The organism is Winogradskyella sp. MIT101101 (genome assembly GCF_047126865.1).
Taxonomy (GTDB): domain Bacteria; phylum Bacteroidota; class Bacteroidia; order Flavobacteriales; family Flavobacteriaceae; genus Winogradskyella; species Winogradskyella ouciana.
In genome coordinates this window covers 3,465,596-3,485,097 of sequence record NZ_CP138982.1, presented here as the reverse complement: position 1 = coordinate 3,485,097, position 19,502 = coordinate 3,465,596, and the positions used below count along the sequence as shown (strand labels likewise).

Genomic DNA, 19,502 nt, shown 5'->3' with positions numbered 1-19,502 from the left:
TTTTTCAAACCGTGAAAATACGCATAGTCATAGGTTTTTCTATGGTTTAGAATCAATAATTATAAACAATATATCAAGAATTTTGTTTAACTAAATTTCAATATCTTAGTGCAAAATTCAATTTATGAAAACCTTTTTAGCATTAGTGCTATTTGCATGCTCTTTCTCTTTCGCCCAAAATACTATAGACCAAGATATTACCAACATTGAAGACAAACTTATTGAATGGCGTCGTCATTTCCATCAAAATCCAGAATTATCAAATCAAGAATTTAAGACGGCAGAAAAAATTGCCGAACATCTTAAATCCTTGGGTTTAGAAGTTGAAACAGGAGTAGCAATCACTGGTGTTGTGGGTTTATTAAAAGGAGACCTTCCTGGCAAAGTGGTAGCACTTAGAGCAGATATTGATGCGCTTCCTGTGACTGAACGCAACGATTTACCATTTAAATCTGAAGTGAAAACTACTTTTTTAGGCACTGAAACTGGTGTGATGCACGCTTGTGGTCACGATACACATATTGCTATTTTAATGGCTACTGCGGAAGTCTTGTCTAAACATAAAGACAAAATAAAAGGCACTGTAAAATTTATTTTTCAACCAGCTGAAGAAGGACCACCTCCTGGTGAAGAAGGCGGAGCTAAACTGATGATAAAAGAAGGTGTTCTTGAAAACCCTAAAGTAGATGTCATCTTTGGTTTGCATATAAATGCAGGCACTCCAGTCGGAACCATAAAATACAAAAAAGGCGGTATCATGGCTTCCGTAGAACGCTTCGTGATTAACGTAAAAGGAAAACAAACCCATGGTTCTCAACCTTGGTCTGGTGTGGATCCGATTATGATTTCGGCAAAGATTATTGATGGTCTTCAAACCATTATCAGTAGGGAAGCTAAACTTACTGAAGAGGCCGCTGTGATTACTGTTGGCAAGATTACTGCAGGTACACGTTTTAACATTATACCTGAAACCGCAGAATTAATCGGTACTGTAAGAACCTTAGATCCAGAAATGCGCTCAATGATTGAAAGACGTATGAAAGAAATGACAGAAACCATCGCTAAAGCTTATGGTGGCGAGGCAACCATTTCATTTAGAAACCAGACATCAATTACATTCAACGACCCTGAATTGACAGATAAAATGTTACCGTCATTGCAAGAAGTTGCTGGAAGTGACAATGTAAAAGTCATGAAAGCCACAACTGGTGGTGAAGATTTTTCTTATTTCCAAGAAGTGGTTCCTGGCATATATTTCTTTTTAGGAGGTATGACACCAAGCGAAGAATCAAAAGGTGCTTTTCCGCACCATACACCTGATTTTAAGATTGATGAAAGCGGTATGTTGCTTGGCGTAAAAGCATTTACACAATTGACTTTGGATTATTTAAACAATCAATAGTCCTTTTCTCGTTTGCCGTCGCCTACCATCGCAGATTTTAAACCATCCTGAATATTCAGCCAAACGAAATTGAAAATAGATTTGGTGACATCGCGCTCTACTTGTTCTGTATCACTATTCCTAAAATCATTTGATTTGTTTTCACTGTCATTGGACACAAGTAGGTTGATGATGCCAGATAAAAGTGTTTTTTTGTCTTTACCATTTTCTTTTAAAGCTATGACCTTAAAATCATCATATCTCACCTTAAGGTCAACAATTGAAGTGTATGGGTTTCCGCTTATAGTAAAATAAGTTTGCTCTAAAACACCCTCAAATTGTGTATTTAGATTAGGCCCAGTAAACTGGTTCATTTCTTCGGCTTGGATTCTGTCTAAATCCGTTTTAAAAACAAATCGATCTGTAGTATCCTGAACTTTAAAGCTCCAATCCACCTCCATAGGTGATGTTTCCATGAATAATGAATTCACATTAATCCTTGTGTCTTTTTCACCATAGGTATTCCCTAAATTTGTTATGGATGCCTGTAGATCTTTAAATTCCAAAGTTCCTGCTTTGCTATCTGCATTCATTTTTTCTGAATACTTCAAATATCCATTTTCTAGCACCACTTCATCCAACCCTAAATTGAAATTTAAATTTCTGAGCATTTTACTGTATAAAGGCTTTTCAGTAAGGTCATCAGCAACAAGCTTGTCTCTATAGATTTCTGCGTTAGGCTGAATGACCTTTACCTTTTCTGAAATACAATAAAATTCGTCTTCATCATTATATCCAAAATCAAGTTGTTGTAAATTCAGTTCTTTTATATTGACATCAAAATGATCTCTTTCATCCTTTAATATATCTGACAACTGCTGCTTAGAATATTTAGTTTTTAATCCAAAGTCTTTAAAAACAGCACTAGAGTCTGCGACATTCAATGATTCTATGGTTAAGTTTTCATAGTCATTAACAGCCCATTTTAGATTTTTCCCTTCAAGATCAAAACTTTTATACGTAAAAGGAACTCGCTTTTTTTCGCTCTCAGGATTGACACCAAAACCTTTAAATTCGAAATTAAATTGTGGTAAACTTAAAATGGTTGAATCAGTTTTAAAATTTGTGACCAATACATCAGAGTTTACAACAGAAATTCTTTCAACCTGAATGCTATTTTTAATTTTATCGAAGATATTAGAGCTATAGCTCTGATTTTCAATCAAAGGATTATAGCTGTACTTAATAATTGCATTTTCAATATTGATAGCACCAATTGAGAGCTCATCGTCAAAAATATAATCCCAATAGCTAAGATCGTTTATTTCAAATTTTTCCAGTTCTACAGAGAAGATTATGCTATCCGTCGTTTCCCCCTTGACCATTATCTGAGGTGACTCTAATTCTAAATTACCCGACAGCATGCTTGCGTCAATATCAGAGTATTCTACATTGATATGTTTTGGTAAGTTATTTATTAGTGTTGTGATTTTGTTTTCTATTATGAGATTACCAATAAATGGCAATGCTATAGCCAAAACCACTATGACACTTATGATAATTATTTTCTTTTTGTGATTACGCTTCATCTTATAAAGATAAAGTTTCATTGTTTTGGTAACAATTAATTTTAAATATCTTTACTTTTTTAAATATTTCAATGGATTCCATTTTAGATTTTTTAGGCACAATTCCTTGGTGGGCTTGGATACTTATCATCATAGCAATCATTGCAATTCAAGATATTTTACAACGAAAGCACACCATCCGACATAACTTTCCAGTCATTGGTCGTATTCGCTATTTATTTGAAGGCATTGGTCCAGAAATCCGTCAATATTTTGTGGCAAACAATAGAGAGGAACTTCCTTTTAACCGTATAGAACGTAGTTGGGTGTATGCGTCTTCCAAAAACGAAAATAATTACGAAGGCTTCGGAACGGATAGAGACATCTATGCACACCAGCATATTTTTGTCAACAATGCTATGTTTCCTTTTAAAATTGAAGCCGACCACCCTAACTCTATAGACAAAACCTTTTTGCCATGTGCCAAGGTCATGGGAGAATTCAACAAAAGACGTAAGCCTTATCGCCCAGCATCTATTATAAATGTATCTGCTATGAGCTTTGGATCATTATCTGCAAGAGCTGTAGAATCTATGAACAAAGGCGTAAAGCTCGCAGGAGCCTACCATAACACGGGAGAAGGCGGACTCTCACCTTACCATTGCCATGGAGGTGACGTTGTCTTTCATTTTGGAACAGGTTACTTTGGAGTAAGGGCAAAAGACGGAAGTTTTTCCATGGAAAAAATGAAGAAACTGGTTGAAGATCACCCTTATGTTCGTGCTATAGAAATTAAATTATCTCAAGGTGCAAAACCTGGTAAAGGTGGTGTTTTACCAGGAGCAAAAATCAGTCAAGAAATTGCAGATATACGTGGTGTAGAAGTTGGTAAAACCGTATTGTCGCCACCAAACCATAGTGCGTTTTCAACTGTAAATGAAATGGTGGATTTTATCGAAGCCATAGCAGAAGAAACAGGCTTGCCTGTAGGCATAAAAGCCGCTATCGGTAAACTAGAACAATGGGAAGAACTTGCTGATACCATGATTAGAACAGGAAAAGGACCAGACTTTATTTCCGTAGATGGTGGTGAAGGCGGTACAGGTGCAGCACCTCCGAGTTTTGCCGACCATGTATCCTTGCCTTGGGTCTATGGGTTTGGCGATTTGTATAGTTTATTTCAGAAAAAAGGACTAACGGAGCGTATCGTTTTTATCGGGAGTGGAAAGCTCGGTTTCCCGGCAAAAGCAGCCATGGCTTTTGCCATGGGAGCAGATTGCGTGAATGTGGCACGAGAAGCTATGATGAGTATTGGTTGTATTCAGGCTCAGATTTGCCATACCAATCGTTGTCCAAGTGGTGTCGCTACACAAAGCAAATGGTTGCAACGTGGTATTGACATTCCTTTAAAATCTGAACGGCTAGCGCAATATTTTAAGACGTTTAGAAAGGAACTGATTGAGATAACACATGCTTCAGGCTATGAGCATCCTTGCCAATTCACCATGGATGATATTGATGTCAATGTCGATGACCATAATCTCTCAGAAGAATTAAGTCATACTTATAAATACAAAAAAACACCAGTGCCATTTAAATCCATGCAACATTTAAAGGATTGTGAGTATCTTGGCGGGAAGAGTAGTATTCAGTCTTCAGTAAGCAGTTAACAGTAGGCTGTAAAATAGGAATAAGGAAAAACCAAACGACTAAACGACTAAACGACTAAACGACTAAACGAAATTATACAATGGAACAACAACTTATAGACCTTTTAATGTACACCATTCCTGCTTTGGTAACGGGAGCAATTGCTTATTTATTTTTTAAAGAACATACAGAGAATGAAAACAATCGACGCAACTTTTTAATCACTAAAGATTTGCAGAAAGAAGCCTTTCCGATTCGACTTCAGGCCTATGAACGTATGTCGCTTTTCTTAGAACGCATTGCACCTTCAAAATTATTAACTAGAGTCAACCCAACCTCTTCAAATAAAGAAGATTATGAAAATTTACTTATAGCAACCATTGAACAGGAATTTGAACACAATTTATCCCAACAAATCTATGTAAGTGACCAATGCTGGAACATTATCATAGCTGCAAAAAATGCCACTATTCAGTTGATTAGAAAGTCAACAATGAACGACAAAACAGATACAGCAAACAAGTTGCGTGAAGTTATTTTAACCGAGCTTATGGACAAATCTTCACCTAGTAAAGCAGCACTTTCATTTATTAAAGAGGAAGTTGGAGAGTTGTGGTAGTTAGATGTTAGGAAGGTTATCAAACAAATACACAAATAAACCAATTGACGAAGCAATTAACAGCTAACACAATATTCAGATCACTTACCATGTCGTTTCTCGGCATAATCATAACCTTGTTGCCACCATTTTTCCATCAGTCGCTTACTAAAGATCAATGAGTTTTCCGTTAAGCTTGTGGGCGTGTAGTATAAATTAAGTTTTACATTTTTATTCTTTGCCGCCAACTTTCCAATAAGTATATCGTTTCGCTCTACTTGATCGAGTAAGTGCCCGAATAAATTCATCATTAATGAAAACGGATTTTTACCCAATACGCGTTGCTTCCCCATGCTTTCAGCTTCCAATACCACGGCATCAACCTCTGTAGCTCCTCTCTGGATAGCTTCTCTTATCGGTATTACACAACCTAATCCTCCGTCTGCATATTCATAACCATCCACTTTGGCCAAAGACATAAAAGGGATATAGTTGCACGAAATCCAAATCCAGTTACAAAATTCCTCGTAAGTACAGTCTTGGATGGACTTATACTCCACTCTATTCATGGAAAGATTAGAGACCGTAACGACCACATCGTGCTTTGTTGCTTTTATCTTTTCATACTCTTCCCTGGTAAAGTTTGCCCTAATATTTCGTCGCAATGCTTTACTCTCACCAAAAGTCCGTTTCATTCTAATGAATTGCCACATGGAATTCACAAAATCTATGGATACAAATTCTCTATCTCCTTTTTTTCGCTGCACAAAAGGACTCACACTAAAGATATCTTGTTGCCGAACATTTGTGAAAATATCATAGAGTTTTGATATATCATTGACCGCCAAATGCGGAACGAGCAAGCTTCCTGTAGATGTTCCTAAAAACATATCGTATTCACGCTTTTCGCGCTCCATAAGAAACTGCGCTACTCCACCAGCGAAAGAGCCCTTACTTCCGCCTCCAGATATAACTAGTGCTCGCATTAATTTTTATTTTGTTGAAGTTGTTCAGACATTTGTTTTGCAAACTTAACCAATCTCCAATTATGATGTGATTTTGCTTGCTCTAAATTTGAAAGGCATTTGTCATTGCACGATTTTATCAAATCCAAATACTGAAAGGCATTGATCCGTAAATCGGCATTGTATTTTTCATCCGTATAGCTGACCAATTCTTCATAAAGCCCTTGTTTATTATCAGCTTGGTAAAACGGTGTGTTTAGATTTAGAACCAACCATAATAGTCTAACATTCTTATCGCTAAAGCCGTGAATATTTCTTGTCTTAGACAGGTATTTGGCACGCTCCTCAGGGAAATTAGTCCAAAGATTGTACAATGCATTTTCGATGGTAATATAGGATTTATCATCGAGCAATGTTTCATAATCTTCCTTTAATTCCTTTGGAATCTGAGTCACGTATTTTGAAATCGCCTGACGAACTTTTAAACCATGCTCAAACGTACCTGAGGTCACCAGTTCTGGTGCCTGGGAAATAATTTTCACCTTAGCTTCATCTGAAATATAATATTTAAGATACTCAGCACACTTCGAAGATTTCGTCTGACAATCTACCATTAAATATTCATTGATATAAGTAGATTGATTTTTTAACAGGTCGAAAGCCGCATCCACAGGAAAGTCTTTTTGTTTTATCCACTGATTCACAAAACCTGATAGCGATTTACCATACAAACGCTCAACTTCAGAAATAAAATCTGAGGTTTCCACGTTGTCGAACTGATGCATTTCTAAATAGTTTTTTACTGCTTGTTTAAACACCTCACCACCCACTTTGCTTCGTAAGGCATGTAAGACCCAAGCTCCACGCTGATAAAATGTTAGACTGCTCGATTTAGGATTTAAAAGCGAAGTCCCACTACCAGCAATATCTTGTTTACCCAAATCTATAGCAGAATTCAATAGTTTGAAGTAAAAATGGTTATCATCAAATATATCGCGCTCAGCTAATAAGGCATAATAGGTGGCGAAACCTTCTTGCAGCCAATGGTGCTCACCAGACGTTGCCGTTATCAAATTGCCAAACCATTGGTGTGCTAGCTCATGAGCATTAACGTTAATATAATTTCTATCGTTGAACCCAATGGAATCGACCACAAAGGCATCGGAGAAAATAGTGCAACTCGTATTTTCCATACCAGCGTAGAGAAAATCGTGTACTGGCACTTGCTTATAGTTCTGCCAAGGATAGGCAAAACCTATTTCTTCTTCCAGAAAATCGAACATTTGTTTAGAGTAACGATAGGTTGGCTCGACTTTTAAGGAATCTTCTGGATAGTAGTAATATTCTAAGGGAATACCGCTTTTTGAGGTTTCTGTTTTTTTGTTGTATTTGCCGATTGCGACAGCCAATAAATAGCTAGACATAGGGTGTTGCATGTTATACTGGTACTTAACACAATTATCTGGTAAAGGAATACTCAAAGATTGCACTCCGTTAGACAAAAAATTATTTGCCTCACAATCTACAAGACTTAGATTAAAAACAATTTTATCATTGACATCATCAATGCTCGGAAACCAGTTACTTGTGTATTTACCTTGGCCTTGTGTCCAGATTTGCCAATCATTATTGCGCTTTAAAAAGTATAGTGCTTTTTTCGGATAAGCATCGTAATCAAAATAGACCGTGTAAGTTTCGCTTTCTTCAAAGGAGTACTTAAAATAAATTTTATCGTTATTTATATTAAAATCAATCGGCTTTGGATTCTCATTTCTCACTCTTATTTCAACATTCTCGACATCCATATTCACCGCATCTAAATATACAGAGTCTGTGGGTTGCAATATCTCAAACTTATACCAAACCTTACCAAAAACCATAGATGAATCTGGGATAAAACCTAATAAAGCATTAGCACTTTTAAAATCCACATAATCCGTTTGTTGGGCAAAGGCAATACTCATTAAGAAAAACGATAAAACAGCAACAATTCTTTTCATATTTAGATTTAAGCAAGAATAAGACCAAAATACAATTTTCTGCCATTACTGCGAAGGCAGGAACCTAAAACGTGAGATTCTTCGCTGCGCTCTGAATGACATCCCAAAGTGATTCTTTTCTTCGCAGGAATTAATTAAATTCGCAACTATGAGTGTGAACCTCCAAACACCTATCGATTACCTCAAAGGCGTTGGCCCAAACCGTGCGGATTTATTGCGCTCAGAGTTGGGTATTCACACCTATCAAGACCTTATTAATCTATTTCCTAATCGGTATATTGATCGCACTAAATATTATAAAATTAACCAGTTGCAACGCAACAATGCCGAAGTTCAGGTCATTGGTACTATTACTGGTTTTAGAGAAGTCGCGCAGAAACGCGGTAAGCGCCTTGTAGCAGATTTTAGGGACGACACCGGAACCATGGAACTCGTATGGTTTCGAGGTCAAAAATGGATTAGGGAAAGCTTAAAAGTCGGTCAACCCTATGTGATTTTCGGAAAAACCAACTGGTTTAGTGGCAAATACAGCATGCCACATCCTGAGATTGAATTGCAATCCGAGCATGAAAGTAATCTGCGCTCAGCCATGCAGGCCATTTACCCTTCGACTGAAAAATTATCCAATAAAGGCATCAGCAACAGAGTCGTTTCTAAAATTATGCAACAATTGTTTTTGGAAACGAAGGGCAAGTTTGTGGAAACCTTATCCAATTCCATTAGAGGCGAATTGAAATTATTATCAAAATCCGACGCCCTATTTAATGTGCATTTTCCGAAGTCTCCAGAGCTACTTTCAAGGGCTCAGTTTCGGTTGAAATTTGAAGAATTATTTTATATCCAATTACAATTAATTCTGAAAAATCTCATCCATAAATCCAAAATAAAAGGCTTAGTTTTTGATAAAGTAGGAGACTACTTCAACACCTTTTACAACGACCATTTACCCTTTGAATTAACCAATGCACAGAAACGTGTTTTGAAAGAAATCAGATCGGATTTAGGCAGCAATGCGCAGATGAATCGACTTTTACAAGGAGATGTAGGCTCAGGAAAAACCATAGTTGCATTTATGTCAATGCTCATGGGACTTGACAACGGTTTTCAATGCTGTTTAATGGCGCCGACTGAAATTTTGTCAGTACAACACTATAATGGTTTACAAGAATGGTGTAATAAATTGAATATCAGTATTTCATTATTAACTGGTTCAAGTAAAACTTCAGAACGACGAAAAATCCACGAAAATCTCGAAAATGGCAATTTACAGATTCTAGTTGGCACTCATGCCCTACTCGAAGATAAGGTAAAATTCAAGAATTTAGGTCTCGCCATAATTGATGAACAACATCGATTTGGAGTTAAGCAAAGATCAAAATTGTGGCACAAAAATGAATTGCCTCCGAATGTTCTTGTGATGACCGCAACTCCAATTCCAAGAACCTTGGCCATGTCAGTTTATGGCGACTTGGATATCTCAGTTATTGACGAATTACCTGCAGATAGAAAACCAATAAAAACGGTACATCGATATGACAACAATCGACTGAAGGTTTTTAAATTCATGAAGGATGAAATTGCCAAAGGCAGACAGATTTATGTGGTCTATCCATTAATTCAAGAAAGTGAGGCCTTGGATTATAAAGATCTGATGGATGGCTATGAAAGTATTTCACGCGAATTTCCAATGCCAGATTACCAAATTTCCATAGTTCACGGTAAAATGAAAGCGGCTGATAAGGATTATGAAATGCAACGCTTTGCAGAAGGCAAAACCCATATTATGGTTGCCACAACGGTTATTGAGGTTGGTGTAAACGTACCCAATGCTTCGGTAATGGTGATTGAAAGTGCCGAACGTTTCGGTTTGTCGCAGCTGCACCAATTGCGTGGTCGCGTAGGTCGTGGTGCAGAACAGAGTTACTGTATTTTAATGACCAGCCATAAACTGAGTCAGGATAGTAAAACACGATTGGAAACCATGGTGCGCAGTAGTGACGGTTTTGAAATTGCTGAAGTGGATTTAAAATTGCGTGGTCCTGGCGATATAATGGGCACACAACAAAGTGGTGTTTTAAATCTCCGGATTGCAGATGTAGTAAAAGACAAGGACATTTTAGAGCAGTCTCGATATTATGCTAAAACGGTTTTAAAGTTAGATCCAAGTTTGGCGTTGCCAGAGCATAAGGTGATTTTGAACACCTACAGGCAAATGAGCAAGTATCGTAATATTTGGAATTATATTAGTTAGTTCTTCAATCTTAAGCTATATCCTGAAACGAGTTCAGGATGACACAAAATAATCTTAAACGAGTTTAGGACAAGAAAAAAAGGCCTGGCACCAACAACGACCAGACCTTTAAAACATAACTGTACATGTTTTTCTTGATGAAATACAAATTTTGTACACCACAAATTACTCCCATAATAAAAGCAAGCTTGTTAGAGAGTTGTTAAAGCGTACTGATATTCTGTTAATTAACGTATCGTTAAGACATAAAAAAAGGTGCTAAAAAGCACCTTTTTAAAGCTATTAATCATGCGTAATTACGCGGTTTGTTCTTCGTGTTTACCTTCGTAAACCTCTTCTACCAATTTGGCATTGAAGGCTGGTAAATCATTAGGATTTCTACTGGTTACCAATCCTTCATCGACAACAACTTCTTCATCTACCCAATTGGCTCCTGCGTTAATTAAGTCTGTTTTTATAGAATCATAAGAGGTTACTTTTCGTCCTTCTATGACTCCAGCTTCCGCCAATAACCAAGGTGCGTGACAAATCGCTGCAACAGGTTTATGCGCTTCAAAGAATGATCTTACAAAGGCTACTGCGTTTTTATCTTTACGCAATACATCTGGATTAATCTGTCCGCCTGGCAACACCAAAGCATTGTAATCTTTTTGGTTCACTTCACTTAAAGTTTTATCTACTTTATATGAGTTACTCCAGTTACCGTCGTTCCAACCTTTGATTTCCCCAGACTCCAATGATACAATATGCACATCGGCTCCAGCTTCTTCCAAGGCTTTTTTTGGTTCTCTTAATTCACTTTCTTCAAATCCGTTTGTTGCTAATATGGCAACTATTTTTTTATTTAAATTTTCCATTTTGTTTTCTGTTTTTAAATTCGTTATTCGTTTTAATTCATTATTCGTCATTCGTCATTCGTCATTCGTCATTCACCATTCACATATAGGGTAAACCTAATTGACATTTGCATTTAGATTATTCATGGCATCACCAATACCTGTATCACCTTCAAGAATTTCGAAAGTCACATTATAGGGAGCATCATCATGTAAGGCTCTAACTAAAGTCTGAGCCACATCTGCTCTACTGATTTCACCATCTTTGTTTAATTTTTCTTTCAGTTCAATTTTTCCCTTTCCGTTGGAATTATTCAAAGTTCCTGGTCGTACGATGGTATATTTTAGACCACTATCCCTCAAATGCTCATCGGCATTCTGTTTGGCTTTTAGGTAATCCTTTAAATCTTCAGCCGCTTCAGGATTATCGGCTCCCATAGAACTCAACATCACAAATCGGTTGACATTCGCCATTTTTGAAACTGCCATTAAGCGCTTAGCACCTTCTTGGTCTACTTCAACGACATTTTTTCCTCCAGAGCCTGCTGCAAATACAACTTTATCGACGTTGTTGACAGCATGCGTTAAATTCTCGGTTAAATCCGCCAGAACAATATCCACTCCGTCGTTCTTAAATTGCTCTTGCTGGTCTTCCTTTCTCACCATAGCGATGGGATTGAAATATTGAGAGGACTTTAAAAGTTTAATGATCTGTTTTCCTGTGGTACCATTGGCACCTGCTACTAATACGTTCTCCATTATTATCCGTTAACGATAAATGCATGAATCACACCTGGCAACCAAGCCAATAAGGTGAGTAGCACGCTGATTAAAAATGTGGTTCCTAAACCATGCTTAAGAAATACGGCTAATGGTGGTAATAATATATTTAGGATAATTGTTAATAATGACATTGTTAATTTGTTTTGGTTCATTCCAAATATAACTGACAACCAAAGCAATGCTTAATCATAAAGAATTAAATCTTAACGCATATTAATTAATCAATGGGTTTGATACGTCATAACAAAATTTTATTTTAGTCCAATAACCAACATTACAATGCTCACCAAACTCGGCCAAAAATTTACCGACGGCTTTACCAAGTATATGCCCAGCGCTTATGTTTTTGCGCTGATCTTGACTTTATTGACTGGCATTTTTGCTTTACTATTTACAGAGAGTAAGCCCATACAAGTTCTAGAAGGTTGGTACAACGGCTTCTGGAACCTACTGTCCTTTGGGATGCAAATTGTTTTAATTATTATAACAGCCTATTGTATTGCACAATCACCTTTAGTAAAAAAAGGCATTGACCGATTGTCTAAATGGATTAATACACCAACACAAGTCTATCTTATCATTATTGCACTTGGCTCGCTACTGTCGTTAATTAGTTTTGGTATGGTGGTCGTCACTGCTATTTTAGGGCGTGAATTAGCTTTGCGCATTAAGGGCATCCACTACCCTTTTTTAGTGGCTTGTGTGTATTTTTCTTTTAATGGCTGGGTTTGTGGATTGTCGAGTTCCATTGCGCTGTTACTGAATACGGAAAACAATTTTTTAATTGAAAGCGGAGTCCTTAACGATACCATTTCAACGGGTTATAGTTTAGGCTCAAGTCTCAACCTTACCATGATTGTGTTGTTTGTGGTCGTCGCTCCTATCCTGATTTGGCTATTGATTCCAAAATCCTTTGAAGGCAAAGAACTCAAGGACCTACAAACCTCTTTGGATGATGAAGAAAGCTCGGTAAAAGCGGAAGCCTTATCTTATAAGTTACCATTTAAAGCCGTTTCTGACGCACTTAACAATGCTGGTTGGTTACAAATTGGTGTGGCGCTTTTGGGAGTGATTTATATTGTCTATCATTTTGCGACCAAGGGATTTGACCTCAACTTCAACATCATGATTTTTATATTCTTGATTGTTGGTATGCTGTTGCATATCACTCCGATGCGCTACAGCATTGCCATGAAACGGGCCAGCTCCAATATCTCTGGCATCTTGTTTCAATATCCATTTTATGCAGGTATTATGGGTATTATGATGGCCTCTGGTTTGGGCGAAAAAATCTCTAATGTTTTGGTTTCTATAGCTACGCCTGAATCCTATGCGTTTATATCCTATCTCACAGGAGGTGTGATTAATTTTGCGATTCCCTCAGCAGGTGGTGAGTTTGCCGTGATTGGCCCAAGTATTATTAATATGGTACAAGAACTTGGCGCTAACCTCTCACCTACCGAAGTAACAGCCATGATTGCCAGAGCCTCCATGTCTGTGGCTTATGGTGAAAGTCTGAGCAATTTGTTACAACCCTTCTTTTTGCTGATTGTTTTCCCAGTGATGGGCAAAGGCATTAAAATACAAGCAAGGGATGTTGTTGGGTATTTGTTTATTCCTTTTGTGGTGTTGTTTGTGATACAGAGTTTGATGGTGAGTTATGTGCCGCTGTAAGCCATAACAAATCAGTAAAAATGTTTACCAAATATTATAGGCAATTTTGAATTAGGGCTTAATCTCCAAGGGTTTTGAAATAATTCTTATATTCGGTAATGGAAACGTATATAGCGAGTTATATACGAGTTAGCTGCAAGTTTGACCTACTCATATGAAAGAAATTCCAGATGAATTAAAAGAATTCTATAACTCAATTGAAAATCTCAATTCATTGAGCACTTGGAATATTCATAGAGAAATCAAACAAACCATAAGAATCGATGGAGATTGGGAGGATAAACTAATCATCGAAAGAAAATCATTAAACTACAATTTAAATAAAGGGGAATTAAAAACTAATGTTCAAGTCACTGACACGAAAGGTCAAATCGCAGGAATTGGACTTGAAAAGAAAGACCTAGAATATTTAAAGAGCAGATTAGACGAAACTGAAAACACTTGGCTATAATCTAGATATTCGCACTTATTATGGCAAGAAACAAAACACAACAAATATGCAGAAATAGCAATTGATAATTACATTCAAACTATAAACAGAATAAAATCAGATGAAGCCAATGAATTAACAATTATTCTTTCCGCAATTCTTTATATATCAAAAAAGTCAAAGAAGAAAATAGAACAAGCTAAAGAAGCTGCAATTATATTAATTAACGACTTACCAAATTGGCTTAAACCAAACATTCTAAATACAATTTTAGATAATAATATACTTTCAAGGGAAGAACTAAATGACATAGCAAATAAATTACCGAGTTGGATAGAAGAAGACAAATCTGTTTCATATTTTTCTAATAAAAGCACACTTGATTCTGGAATAAGACTTTATAATTCTCTCGAACTTCCATTGAATAAATTATATGAGTTACTAGCTAAAAATGAAGATATTATTATCGAACAACATCCTGAAGATACTGACTTTGTTAAATACACAACAATTGGAACTAAAGCTAAATATTTAAGATTAGCAGGGAAATTAGATGAAGCTGAAGAAGTTTTAAAAGAATATAATAGATTAAAACAAACTGTAAAACTTGGAAAAGTAAGTTGGCAACTTGGTGAAAAGGAAACAGAAATGTTTAACGAATATCTTAATATGAAATCTAAAATCATATTAGATATGCCAACAGAAGGAATTCTTGCTTTCTTTTCAATTAATGAGGACATACTTGTTGACCCAATTGAGAATGAAGAAAACGCAAAAAAATCAATAAAGAAATCAATTAGTCACCTTTTTAGCACAAGTGTTTTTGACATAAACAGCAACTTTAAGAATCTCAAAGATTCAGAGAAAATTGACAAAGAAATAATTCAAAGCTATACCATTTCTCACGGAGTTAAATGTTCCAGCCTTTTTCTAAAAGTATTCGTAGATGGAATCTTAACAGGTAAACTAAATTATTACAAAATATTTGAGTTCTTGGAAACTCACACTTGGTATGGTATTAAATTCAAGCGAGGAATGACTGATAATGAAATTGACCAAAACTCATCTTGGTTGACAATGCTTGCACCTGGAATTCATAATTTATTCGCTCAATTTGAACTATCAGTATTAATGAATACTAATAAAATCAACAATTTCATTTTAGCAATGGACTCTTTAACTTTAAAGTTTGAAGGAGCTTTAAGAGATTTTATTCGTTTGTCAGGTGGAAATACGTCTACATCAAAAAGAGGAGAAATAAAGGAACAACTTCTGGAGGAATTACTTGACAATCCGACTACAAAAAACATTTCACAATGAGGGATATTGAGTTATTCAAATACACATTCACATTAAAGGGAAAAAATTTACGGAATAATATAGCACATTCATTTTTACAATACTCTGATTATAACTTACAAGCTGTTATATTAGTTTTCTTCTGTATTTTAAGACTTGGAAAATATACATTTGAAGAAAAAACCAGCAGCTAACAAAGTACTGTGGTAAAAAACAAGTAATTTTAGGCTAATTTAATTAATTATAAACTTAAGACGTGTATAATCGTTTGTTCCCACCTATTCCACCAACAACCCACCAACAAAACTTTTAAATTCCGTTTTAAATTCCTCATACTTTTCACCAGTTGCAGGACCGTTAAAGCCTGTATGTATCTTACGCACCTTACCCGTTTTATCAATAAAAATTGAAGTTGGGTATGACAGTACATGGTTGAGCATTGGTAATTTTTCTTGTGCTTTGGCCTTATCAGACGTGCCATATTGTGCTAAAAGAATTGGATAGGCAATATCTAACTTGTCTCTTAAACGTTTAATACTTGCAAAGGCTTTGTCTTCAGTTTTGGCATATTCAAAAGCTAAAGCTACAATTTCTAATCCTCGTTCGGCATTGGCCTGATAGTATTTGGTGTAGTATTTACTTTCATCCAAACAGTTAGGGCACCAGGTGCCCATAATCTGTACAATGACTACTTTATTATTAAAACGCTCATCGCTCAACGACACCATGTTGCCATCTTCATCTGGGAATGAAAAATCCAAACTATCATAGCCTTCCTTTAAGAAGGTTAAGTCATTCGCACTTGGCAATTCAAAATCGGCATTGCGCTTTGCTACAAACGGTTCTTTCCAATGGTTACCGGAATAGAAGGTGCCTTCCATGGTAGAGTCCGAGACTTTAGCCGTAAATAAAAAGGCATGTGCACCATCAAAGGTTGAGAGTTTCATGGTGTTGCCGTCCATAACACCTTCGAGAAAACGGTAATCGCCTGTTGTGGTTCTAAATGTTCCTGTGACTTTGCCGCCTTGTGCTGAGCCTGTCGAAGTATCTTGTTTAAAGATGCCTTTGGCAATATATTCATCGCCTTCTATGTCTTTACTGAATACGGTTTCCCAAGTTCCTGTAACGTCTTGCGTTGGTTCTTGTGTGGTTTCAAATCGTTTGGTGTTTTCATATTCCGCAGAAAATGGCACGACTCGATCCAGACTTTCCTTTATAAAACTGCCTTTTAGGTTTTTATCTTCAAACGTCGCAGCGATATAGCCTTCAAATACAGGTGCTTTAATAAAAATAGAATCGTTTCTGTATTCTATTTCATCCACTTCAATAGTTTCTTCGGCATTAAAGATTTTCAATTTGTCCTTAGATTCCACTTCAAAAATAAAGGGCAATTCCTCACCATCCTGAACATCCAACACCGCTCTATAGGTTCCTGTTTCTAAATATTTTGGTGTTTTCTGTTCTTCGCAATTCCAAAGCGAAACGACCAAAAGCAATACCATTAATTTTTTCATAACAATGCGTTTTCTATAAAGTCCGAAATTATAACAATGTCCTTAGATAAAAAAACAAAGTACAATTTCATTAACATTCAAGTATTACTATCTTTGTGGCTTCATTGAATTAAGACTATGAAGATATCGTACAACTGGTTAAAACAGTTTATAAAGATAAATTGGGACGCGGAGAAAACGGGAGAACTACTCACCGATCTCGGCTTGGAAATTGAAGGTATTGAACGCTACGAATCCGTAAAAGGCGGATTGGAAGGTATCGTTGTTGGCGAAGTCTTAACTTGCGAACAGCACCCAAATGCAGACCGACTTAAAATCACTACTGTAACTATTGGAGATGACGCACCATTACAAATTGTTTGTGGCGCACCCAATGTAGCAGCTGGGCAAAAAGTCCCTGTGGCGACTATTGGAACAACGTTATACACTGCTGAAGGTGAAGCCTGGAAGATTAAAAAAGGTAAGATTCGTGGTGAGGAAAGTCATGGTATGATTTGCGCTGAAGACGAATTAGGTCTTGGCGAATCGCACGATGGTATTATGGTATTGGATCCTAAAATTAAAGTTGGCACTGCTGCAGCAGACATCTTTAATATTGAAAATGACGATGTTTTTGAAATAGGCCTAACGCCAAACCGTGCTGATGCCATGAGTCATTATGGTGTAGCGCGCGATGTAAAAGCAGGACTATTACAACAAGAAATTGCCGTGGAGTTAATTACACCTTCGGTAAGTTCTTTTCATGTTGATGCCAGATCGCTCAAAATCGATGTAGAGGTAAAAGACAAAGAAAAATGTCCGCGTTATTGTGGTGTTACCATTTCTGGCGTTAAAGTTGAACCCTCTCCCGATTGGATACAGCATCGCTTAAAGTCCATTGGCTTATCACCTATCAACAATATTGTAGATATTACTAACTATGTGTTGCATGAACTTGGGCAACCGTTACATGCCTTTGATGCACATAAGATTTCAAAAAATAAAATTGAAGTAAAAACCTGTAAAGCAGGTACCAAATTCACGACTCTAGATGAAGTGGTCAGGGAATTGCACGAAGACGATCTTATGATTTGCGATGCCGAAAAACCAATGTGTATTGCTGGTGTTTTTGGAGGTATTGATTCTGGCGTAACGGAAAGTACTACCAACATTTTCTTGGAGAGTGCTTATTTTGATCCTGTAAGTGTTAGAAAAACAGCAAAACGCCATGGCTTGAATACCGATGCATCCTTTAGATTTGAAAGAGGTATCGACCCGAACATTACAGAGTATGCCTTAAAGCGTGCTGCTTTAATGATTACAGATATTGCTGGTGGCGAAATAAGTAGTGATATTTCGGATGCTTACCCAAATAAGATTGAGGATTTTCAAGTACGCTTGAGTTTTGATAATGCCAAGAAGTTGATCGGTGAGGAAATTCCTAGAGAAACTATAAAAAGCATTTTAACCTCTTTGGACATCAAAGTCAATAATGTAACTGAGGCTGGTTTGGGATTAACCGTTCCCGCCTACAGAAATGATGTACAGCGCGAAGCTGATATTATCGAGGAAATCCTTAGGGTTTACGGTTACAACAATGTAGGCACTACGGAAAAACTGAATGCCTCTATTTCTAACTCGTCGCGTTTTGAAGATTATAAAGTTCAGAATGTGATTGGGAATCAATTGGCTTCCCAAGGCTTTTTTGAGATTATGACGAACTCACTCACCTCGCCTAAGTATGTGGAATTGAGTGACGATTTAAATGGCGACCATAGTGTACATATGCTGAATCCGTTGAGTAACGATTTGGAAGTGATGCGTCAATCCTTATTGTTTTCTGGTTTAGAGGCTGTGTCTCATAACATCAATAGAAAACGTAACGATTTAAAGTTGTTTGAATTCGGTAAAACCTATCATCAGTATTCAGAAGAACGAGAAGAAAACAAGCATCTATCCTTATTTGTCACAGGAAATAAAACCGAGGAACGCTGGAATTCCGTTGCGAGCCCAAGTGATTTCTTTTATTTAAAAGGAACGGTTGAAGCGATTTTACAACGACTAGGATTAAATCGTATAAAATCGGCACCGACCAAATCTGATATTTTAAGCGAAGGCATGAGCTTATCGCTCGGTAAAAAGAAGCTTGTTGATTTTGGTCTGGTCAAAAAATCAGTATTGAAGCATTTCGGAATTTCACAAAACGTATTGTTTGCCGATTTTAATTGGGATAATGTTCTGGACATGGCTCAGCATAACAAAATAAAGTTCACTGCTATTCCTAAATATCCTGAGGTGCGACGTGATTTCGCTTTACTTCTAGATAACAGTATAAGTTTTGAAGATATTCACACCATCGCCAAGCAAACCGAAAAGCAATTGCTTAAAAACGTGAATTTGTTTGATGTGTATGAAGGCAAAAATTTACCTGCTGGCAAGAAAAGTTATGCGGTGAGTTTTACACTTCAGGATGAAAACAAAACGCTTACCGATAAGCAGATTGATAAGATTATGAACAAGTTGCAATCTAACTTTGAGAGTAAGCTTGGTGCAGAATTAAGATAATAACAACAA

At 36.7% G+C, this 19,502-nt stretch carries 15 protein-coding genes; 8 read left to right on the top strand and 7 right to left on the bottom strand.

Features of this window, described 5'->3' with window-relative positions; genetic code table 11:
• Positions 1-124: 124 nt before the first annotated feature.
• Positions 125-1,402, top strand: coding sequence for a M20 family metallopeptidase (locus tag SIB89_RS15645; protein ID WP_412560504.1), 1,278 nt, complete (start codon positions 125-127; stop codon positions 1,400-1,402).
• On the opposite strand, the gene SIB89_RS15640 is transcribed toward SIB89_RS15645, so the two are convergent.
• On the bottom strand, positions 1,396-2,991 hold the full coding sequence (locus tag SIB89_RS15640) for a hypothetical protein (RefSeq protein ID WP_412560503.1): 1,596 nt from the start codon (positions 2,989-2,991) through the stop codon (positions 1,396-1,398). The genes SIB89_RS15645 and SIB89_RS15640 overlap by 7 nt on opposite strands.
• 50 nt (positions 2,992-3,041) lie before the next feature.
• Here SIB89_RS15640 and SIB89_RS15635 point away from each other — a divergent pair, with 50 nt between their 5' ends.
• Positions 3,042-4,619, top strand: coding sequence for an FMN-binding glutamate synthase family protein (locus SIB89_RS15635; RefSeq protein WP_412560502.1), 1,578 nt, complete (start codon positions 3,042-3,044; stop codon positions 4,617-4,619).
• Between the two features lie 80 nt (positions 4,620-4,699).
• The gene (locus SIB89_RS15630) at positions 4,700-5,218 is read left to right on the top strand and encodes a hypothetical protein (RefSeq protein WP_412560501.1); all 519 of its coding nucleotides are present in this window, start codon (positions 4,700-4,702) and stop codon (positions 5,216-5,218) included.
• 80 nt (positions 5,219-5,298) lie between these two features.
• On the opposite strand, the gene SIB89_RS15625 is transcribed toward SIB89_RS15630, so the two are convergent.
• Together SIB89_RS15625 and SIB89_RS15620 are read right to left on the bottom strand one after the other, a co-directional pair.
• Positions 5,299-6,183 carry a patatin family protein gene (locus tag SIB89_RS15625; RefSeq protein ID WP_273293119.1) on the bottom strand — a complete coding sequence of 295 codons (885 nt, stop codon included), beginning with the start codon at positions 6,181-6,183 and terminating at the stop codon, positions 5,299-5,301.
• On the bottom strand, positions 6,183-8,162 hold the full coding sequence (locus tag SIB89_RS15620) for a M1 family metallopeptidase (protein ID WP_412560500.1): 1,980 nt from the start codon (positions 8,160-8,162) through the stop codon (positions 6,183-6,185). The genes SIB89_RS15625 and SIB89_RS15620 overlap by 1 nt, the downstream gene beginning before the upstream one ends.
• 148 nt (positions 8,163-8,310) lie before the next feature.
• Here SIB89_RS15620 and recG point away from each other — a divergent pair, with 148 nt between their 5' ends.
• Positions 8,311-10,413 (top strand): ATP-dependent DNA helicase RecG, encoded by a 2,103-nt coding sequence (recG, locus tag SIB89_RS15615; RefSeq protein ID WP_412560499.1) that lies wholly within the window; start codon positions 8,311-8,313, stop codon positions 10,411-10,413.
• Positions 10,414-10,709: 296 nt separating this feature from the next.
• Here the strand turns inward: recG and SIB89_RS15610 are convergent, their stop codons facing one another.
• The 3 genes from SIB89_RS15610 to SIB89_RS15600 all read right to left on the bottom strand — a co-directional run bounded on the left by SIB89_RS15610 (position 10,710) and on the right by SIB89_RS15600 (position 12,163).
• A complete protein-coding gene (locus tag SIB89_RS15610; RefSeq protein ID WP_412560498.1) occupies positions 10,710-11,270 on the bottom strand; it encodes a type 1 glutamine amidotransferase domain-containing protein in 561 nt (186 codons plus the stop codon).
• A 96-nt stretch (positions 11,271-11,366) separates the two neighbouring features.
• On the bottom strand, positions 11,367-12,008 hold the full coding sequence (locus SIB89_RS15605; protein WP_412560497.1) for an SDR family oxidoreductase: 642 nt from the start codon (positions 12,006-12,008) through the stop codon (positions 11,367-11,369).
• Positions 12,009-12,010: 2 nt separating this feature from the next.
• The gene (locus tag SIB89_RS15600) at positions 12,011-12,163 is read right to left on the bottom strand and encodes a YqaE/Pmp3 family membrane protein (RefSeq protein ID WP_155087881.1); all 153 of its coding nucleotides are present in this window, start codon (positions 12,161-12,163) and stop codon (positions 12,011-12,013) included.
• Positions 12,164-12,311: 148 nt separating this feature from the next.
• On the opposite strand from SIB89_RS15600, the gene SIB89_RS15595 reads away from it, so the two are divergent.
• From SIB89_RS15595 to SIB89_RS15585, 3 genes are all read left to right on the top strand, one after another.
• Entirely contained in the window at positions 12,312-13,706 is a 1,395-nt protein-coding gene (locus SIB89_RS15595; protein WP_412560496.1) for a short-chain fatty acid transporter, read from the top strand.
• 154 nt (positions 13,707-13,860) lie between these two features.
• Positions 13,861-14,157: a hypothetical protein gene (locus tag SIB89_RS15590; protein ID WP_412560495.1), complete on the top strand. Its 297-nt coding sequence runs from the start codon at positions 13,861-13,863 to the stop codon at positions 14,155-14,157.
• A gap of 399 nt (positions 14,158-14,556) precedes the next feature.
• A complete protein-coding gene (locus SIB89_RS15585) occupies positions 14,557-15,456 on the top strand; it encodes a hypothetical protein (protein ID WP_412560494.1) in 900 nt (299 codons plus the stop codon).
• 257 nt (positions 15,457-15,713) lie between these two features.
• Here the strand turns inward: SIB89_RS15585 and SIB89_RS15580 are convergent, their stop codons facing one another.
• Positions 15,714-16,949 (bottom strand): peroxiredoxin family protein, encoded by a 1,236-nt coding sequence (locus SIB89_RS15580; RefSeq protein ID WP_412560493.1) that lies wholly within the window; start codon positions 16,947-16,949, stop codon positions 15,714-15,716.
• A 117-nt stretch (positions 16,950-17,066) separates the two neighbouring features.
• Here SIB89_RS15580 and pheT point away from each other — a divergent pair, with 117 nt between their 5' ends.
• Positions 17,067-19,493, top strand: coding sequence for a phenylalanine--tRNA ligase subunit beta (gene pheT, locus SIB89_RS15575; RefSeq protein WP_412560492.1), 2,427 nt, complete (start codon positions 17,067-17,069; stop codon positions 19,491-19,493).
• Positions 19,494-19,502 lie beyond the last annotated feature (9 nt).

Coding starts and splice junctions, on each gene's coding strand:
- SIB89_RS15645 (WP_412560504.1), top strand. CDS start 125: ATGAAAACCTTTTTAGCATTAGTGCTATTTGCATGCTCTTTCTCTTTC.
- SIB89_RS15640 (WP_412560503.1), bottom strand. CDS start 2,991: ATGAAACTTTATCTTTATAAGATGAAGCGTAATCACAAAAAGAAAATA.
- SIB89_RS15635 (WP_412560502.1), top strand. CDS start 3,042: ATGGATTCCATTTTAGATTTTTTAGGCACAATTCCTTGGTGGGCTTGG.
- SIB89_RS15630 (WP_412560501.1), top strand. CDS start 4,700: ATGGAACAACAACTTATAGACCTTTTAATGTACACCATTCCTGCTTTG.
- SIB89_RS15625 (WP_273293119.1), bottom strand. CDS start 6,183: ATGCGAGCACTAGTTATATCTGGAGGCGGAAGTAAGGGCTCTTTCGCT.
- SIB89_RS15620 (WP_412560500.1), bottom strand. CDS start 8,162: ATGAAAAGAATTGTTGCTGTTTTATCGTTTTTCTTAATGAGTATTGCC.
- recG (WP_412560499.1), top strand. CDS start 8,311: ATGAGTGTGAACCTCCAAACACCTATCGATTACCTCAAAGGCGTTGGC.
- SIB89_RS15610 (WP_412560498.1), bottom strand. CDS start 11,270: ATGGAAAATTTAAATAAAAAAATAGTTGCCATATTAGCAACAAACGGA.
- SIB89_RS15605 (WP_412560497.1), bottom strand. CDS start 12,008: ATGGAGAACGTATTAGTAGCAGGTGCCAATGGTACCACAGGAAAACAG.
- SIB89_RS15600 (WP_155087881.1), bottom strand. CDS start 12,163: ATGTCATTATTAACAATTATCCTAAATATATTATTACCACCATTAGCC.
- SIB89_RS15595 (WP_412560496.1), top strand. CDS start 12,312: ATGCTCACCAAACTCGGCCAAAAATTTACCGACGGCTTTACCAAGTAT.
- SIB89_RS15590 (WP_412560495.1), top strand. CDS start 13,861: ATGAAAGAAATTCCAGATGAATTAAAAGAATTCTATAACTCAATTGAA.
- SIB89_RS15580 (WP_412560493.1), bottom strand. CDS start 16,949: ATGAAAAAATTAATGGTATTGCTTTTGGTCGTTTCGCTTTGGAATTGC.
- pheT (WP_412560492.1), top strand. CDS start 17,067: ATGAAGATATCGTACAACTGGTTAAAACAGTTTATAAAGATAAATTGG.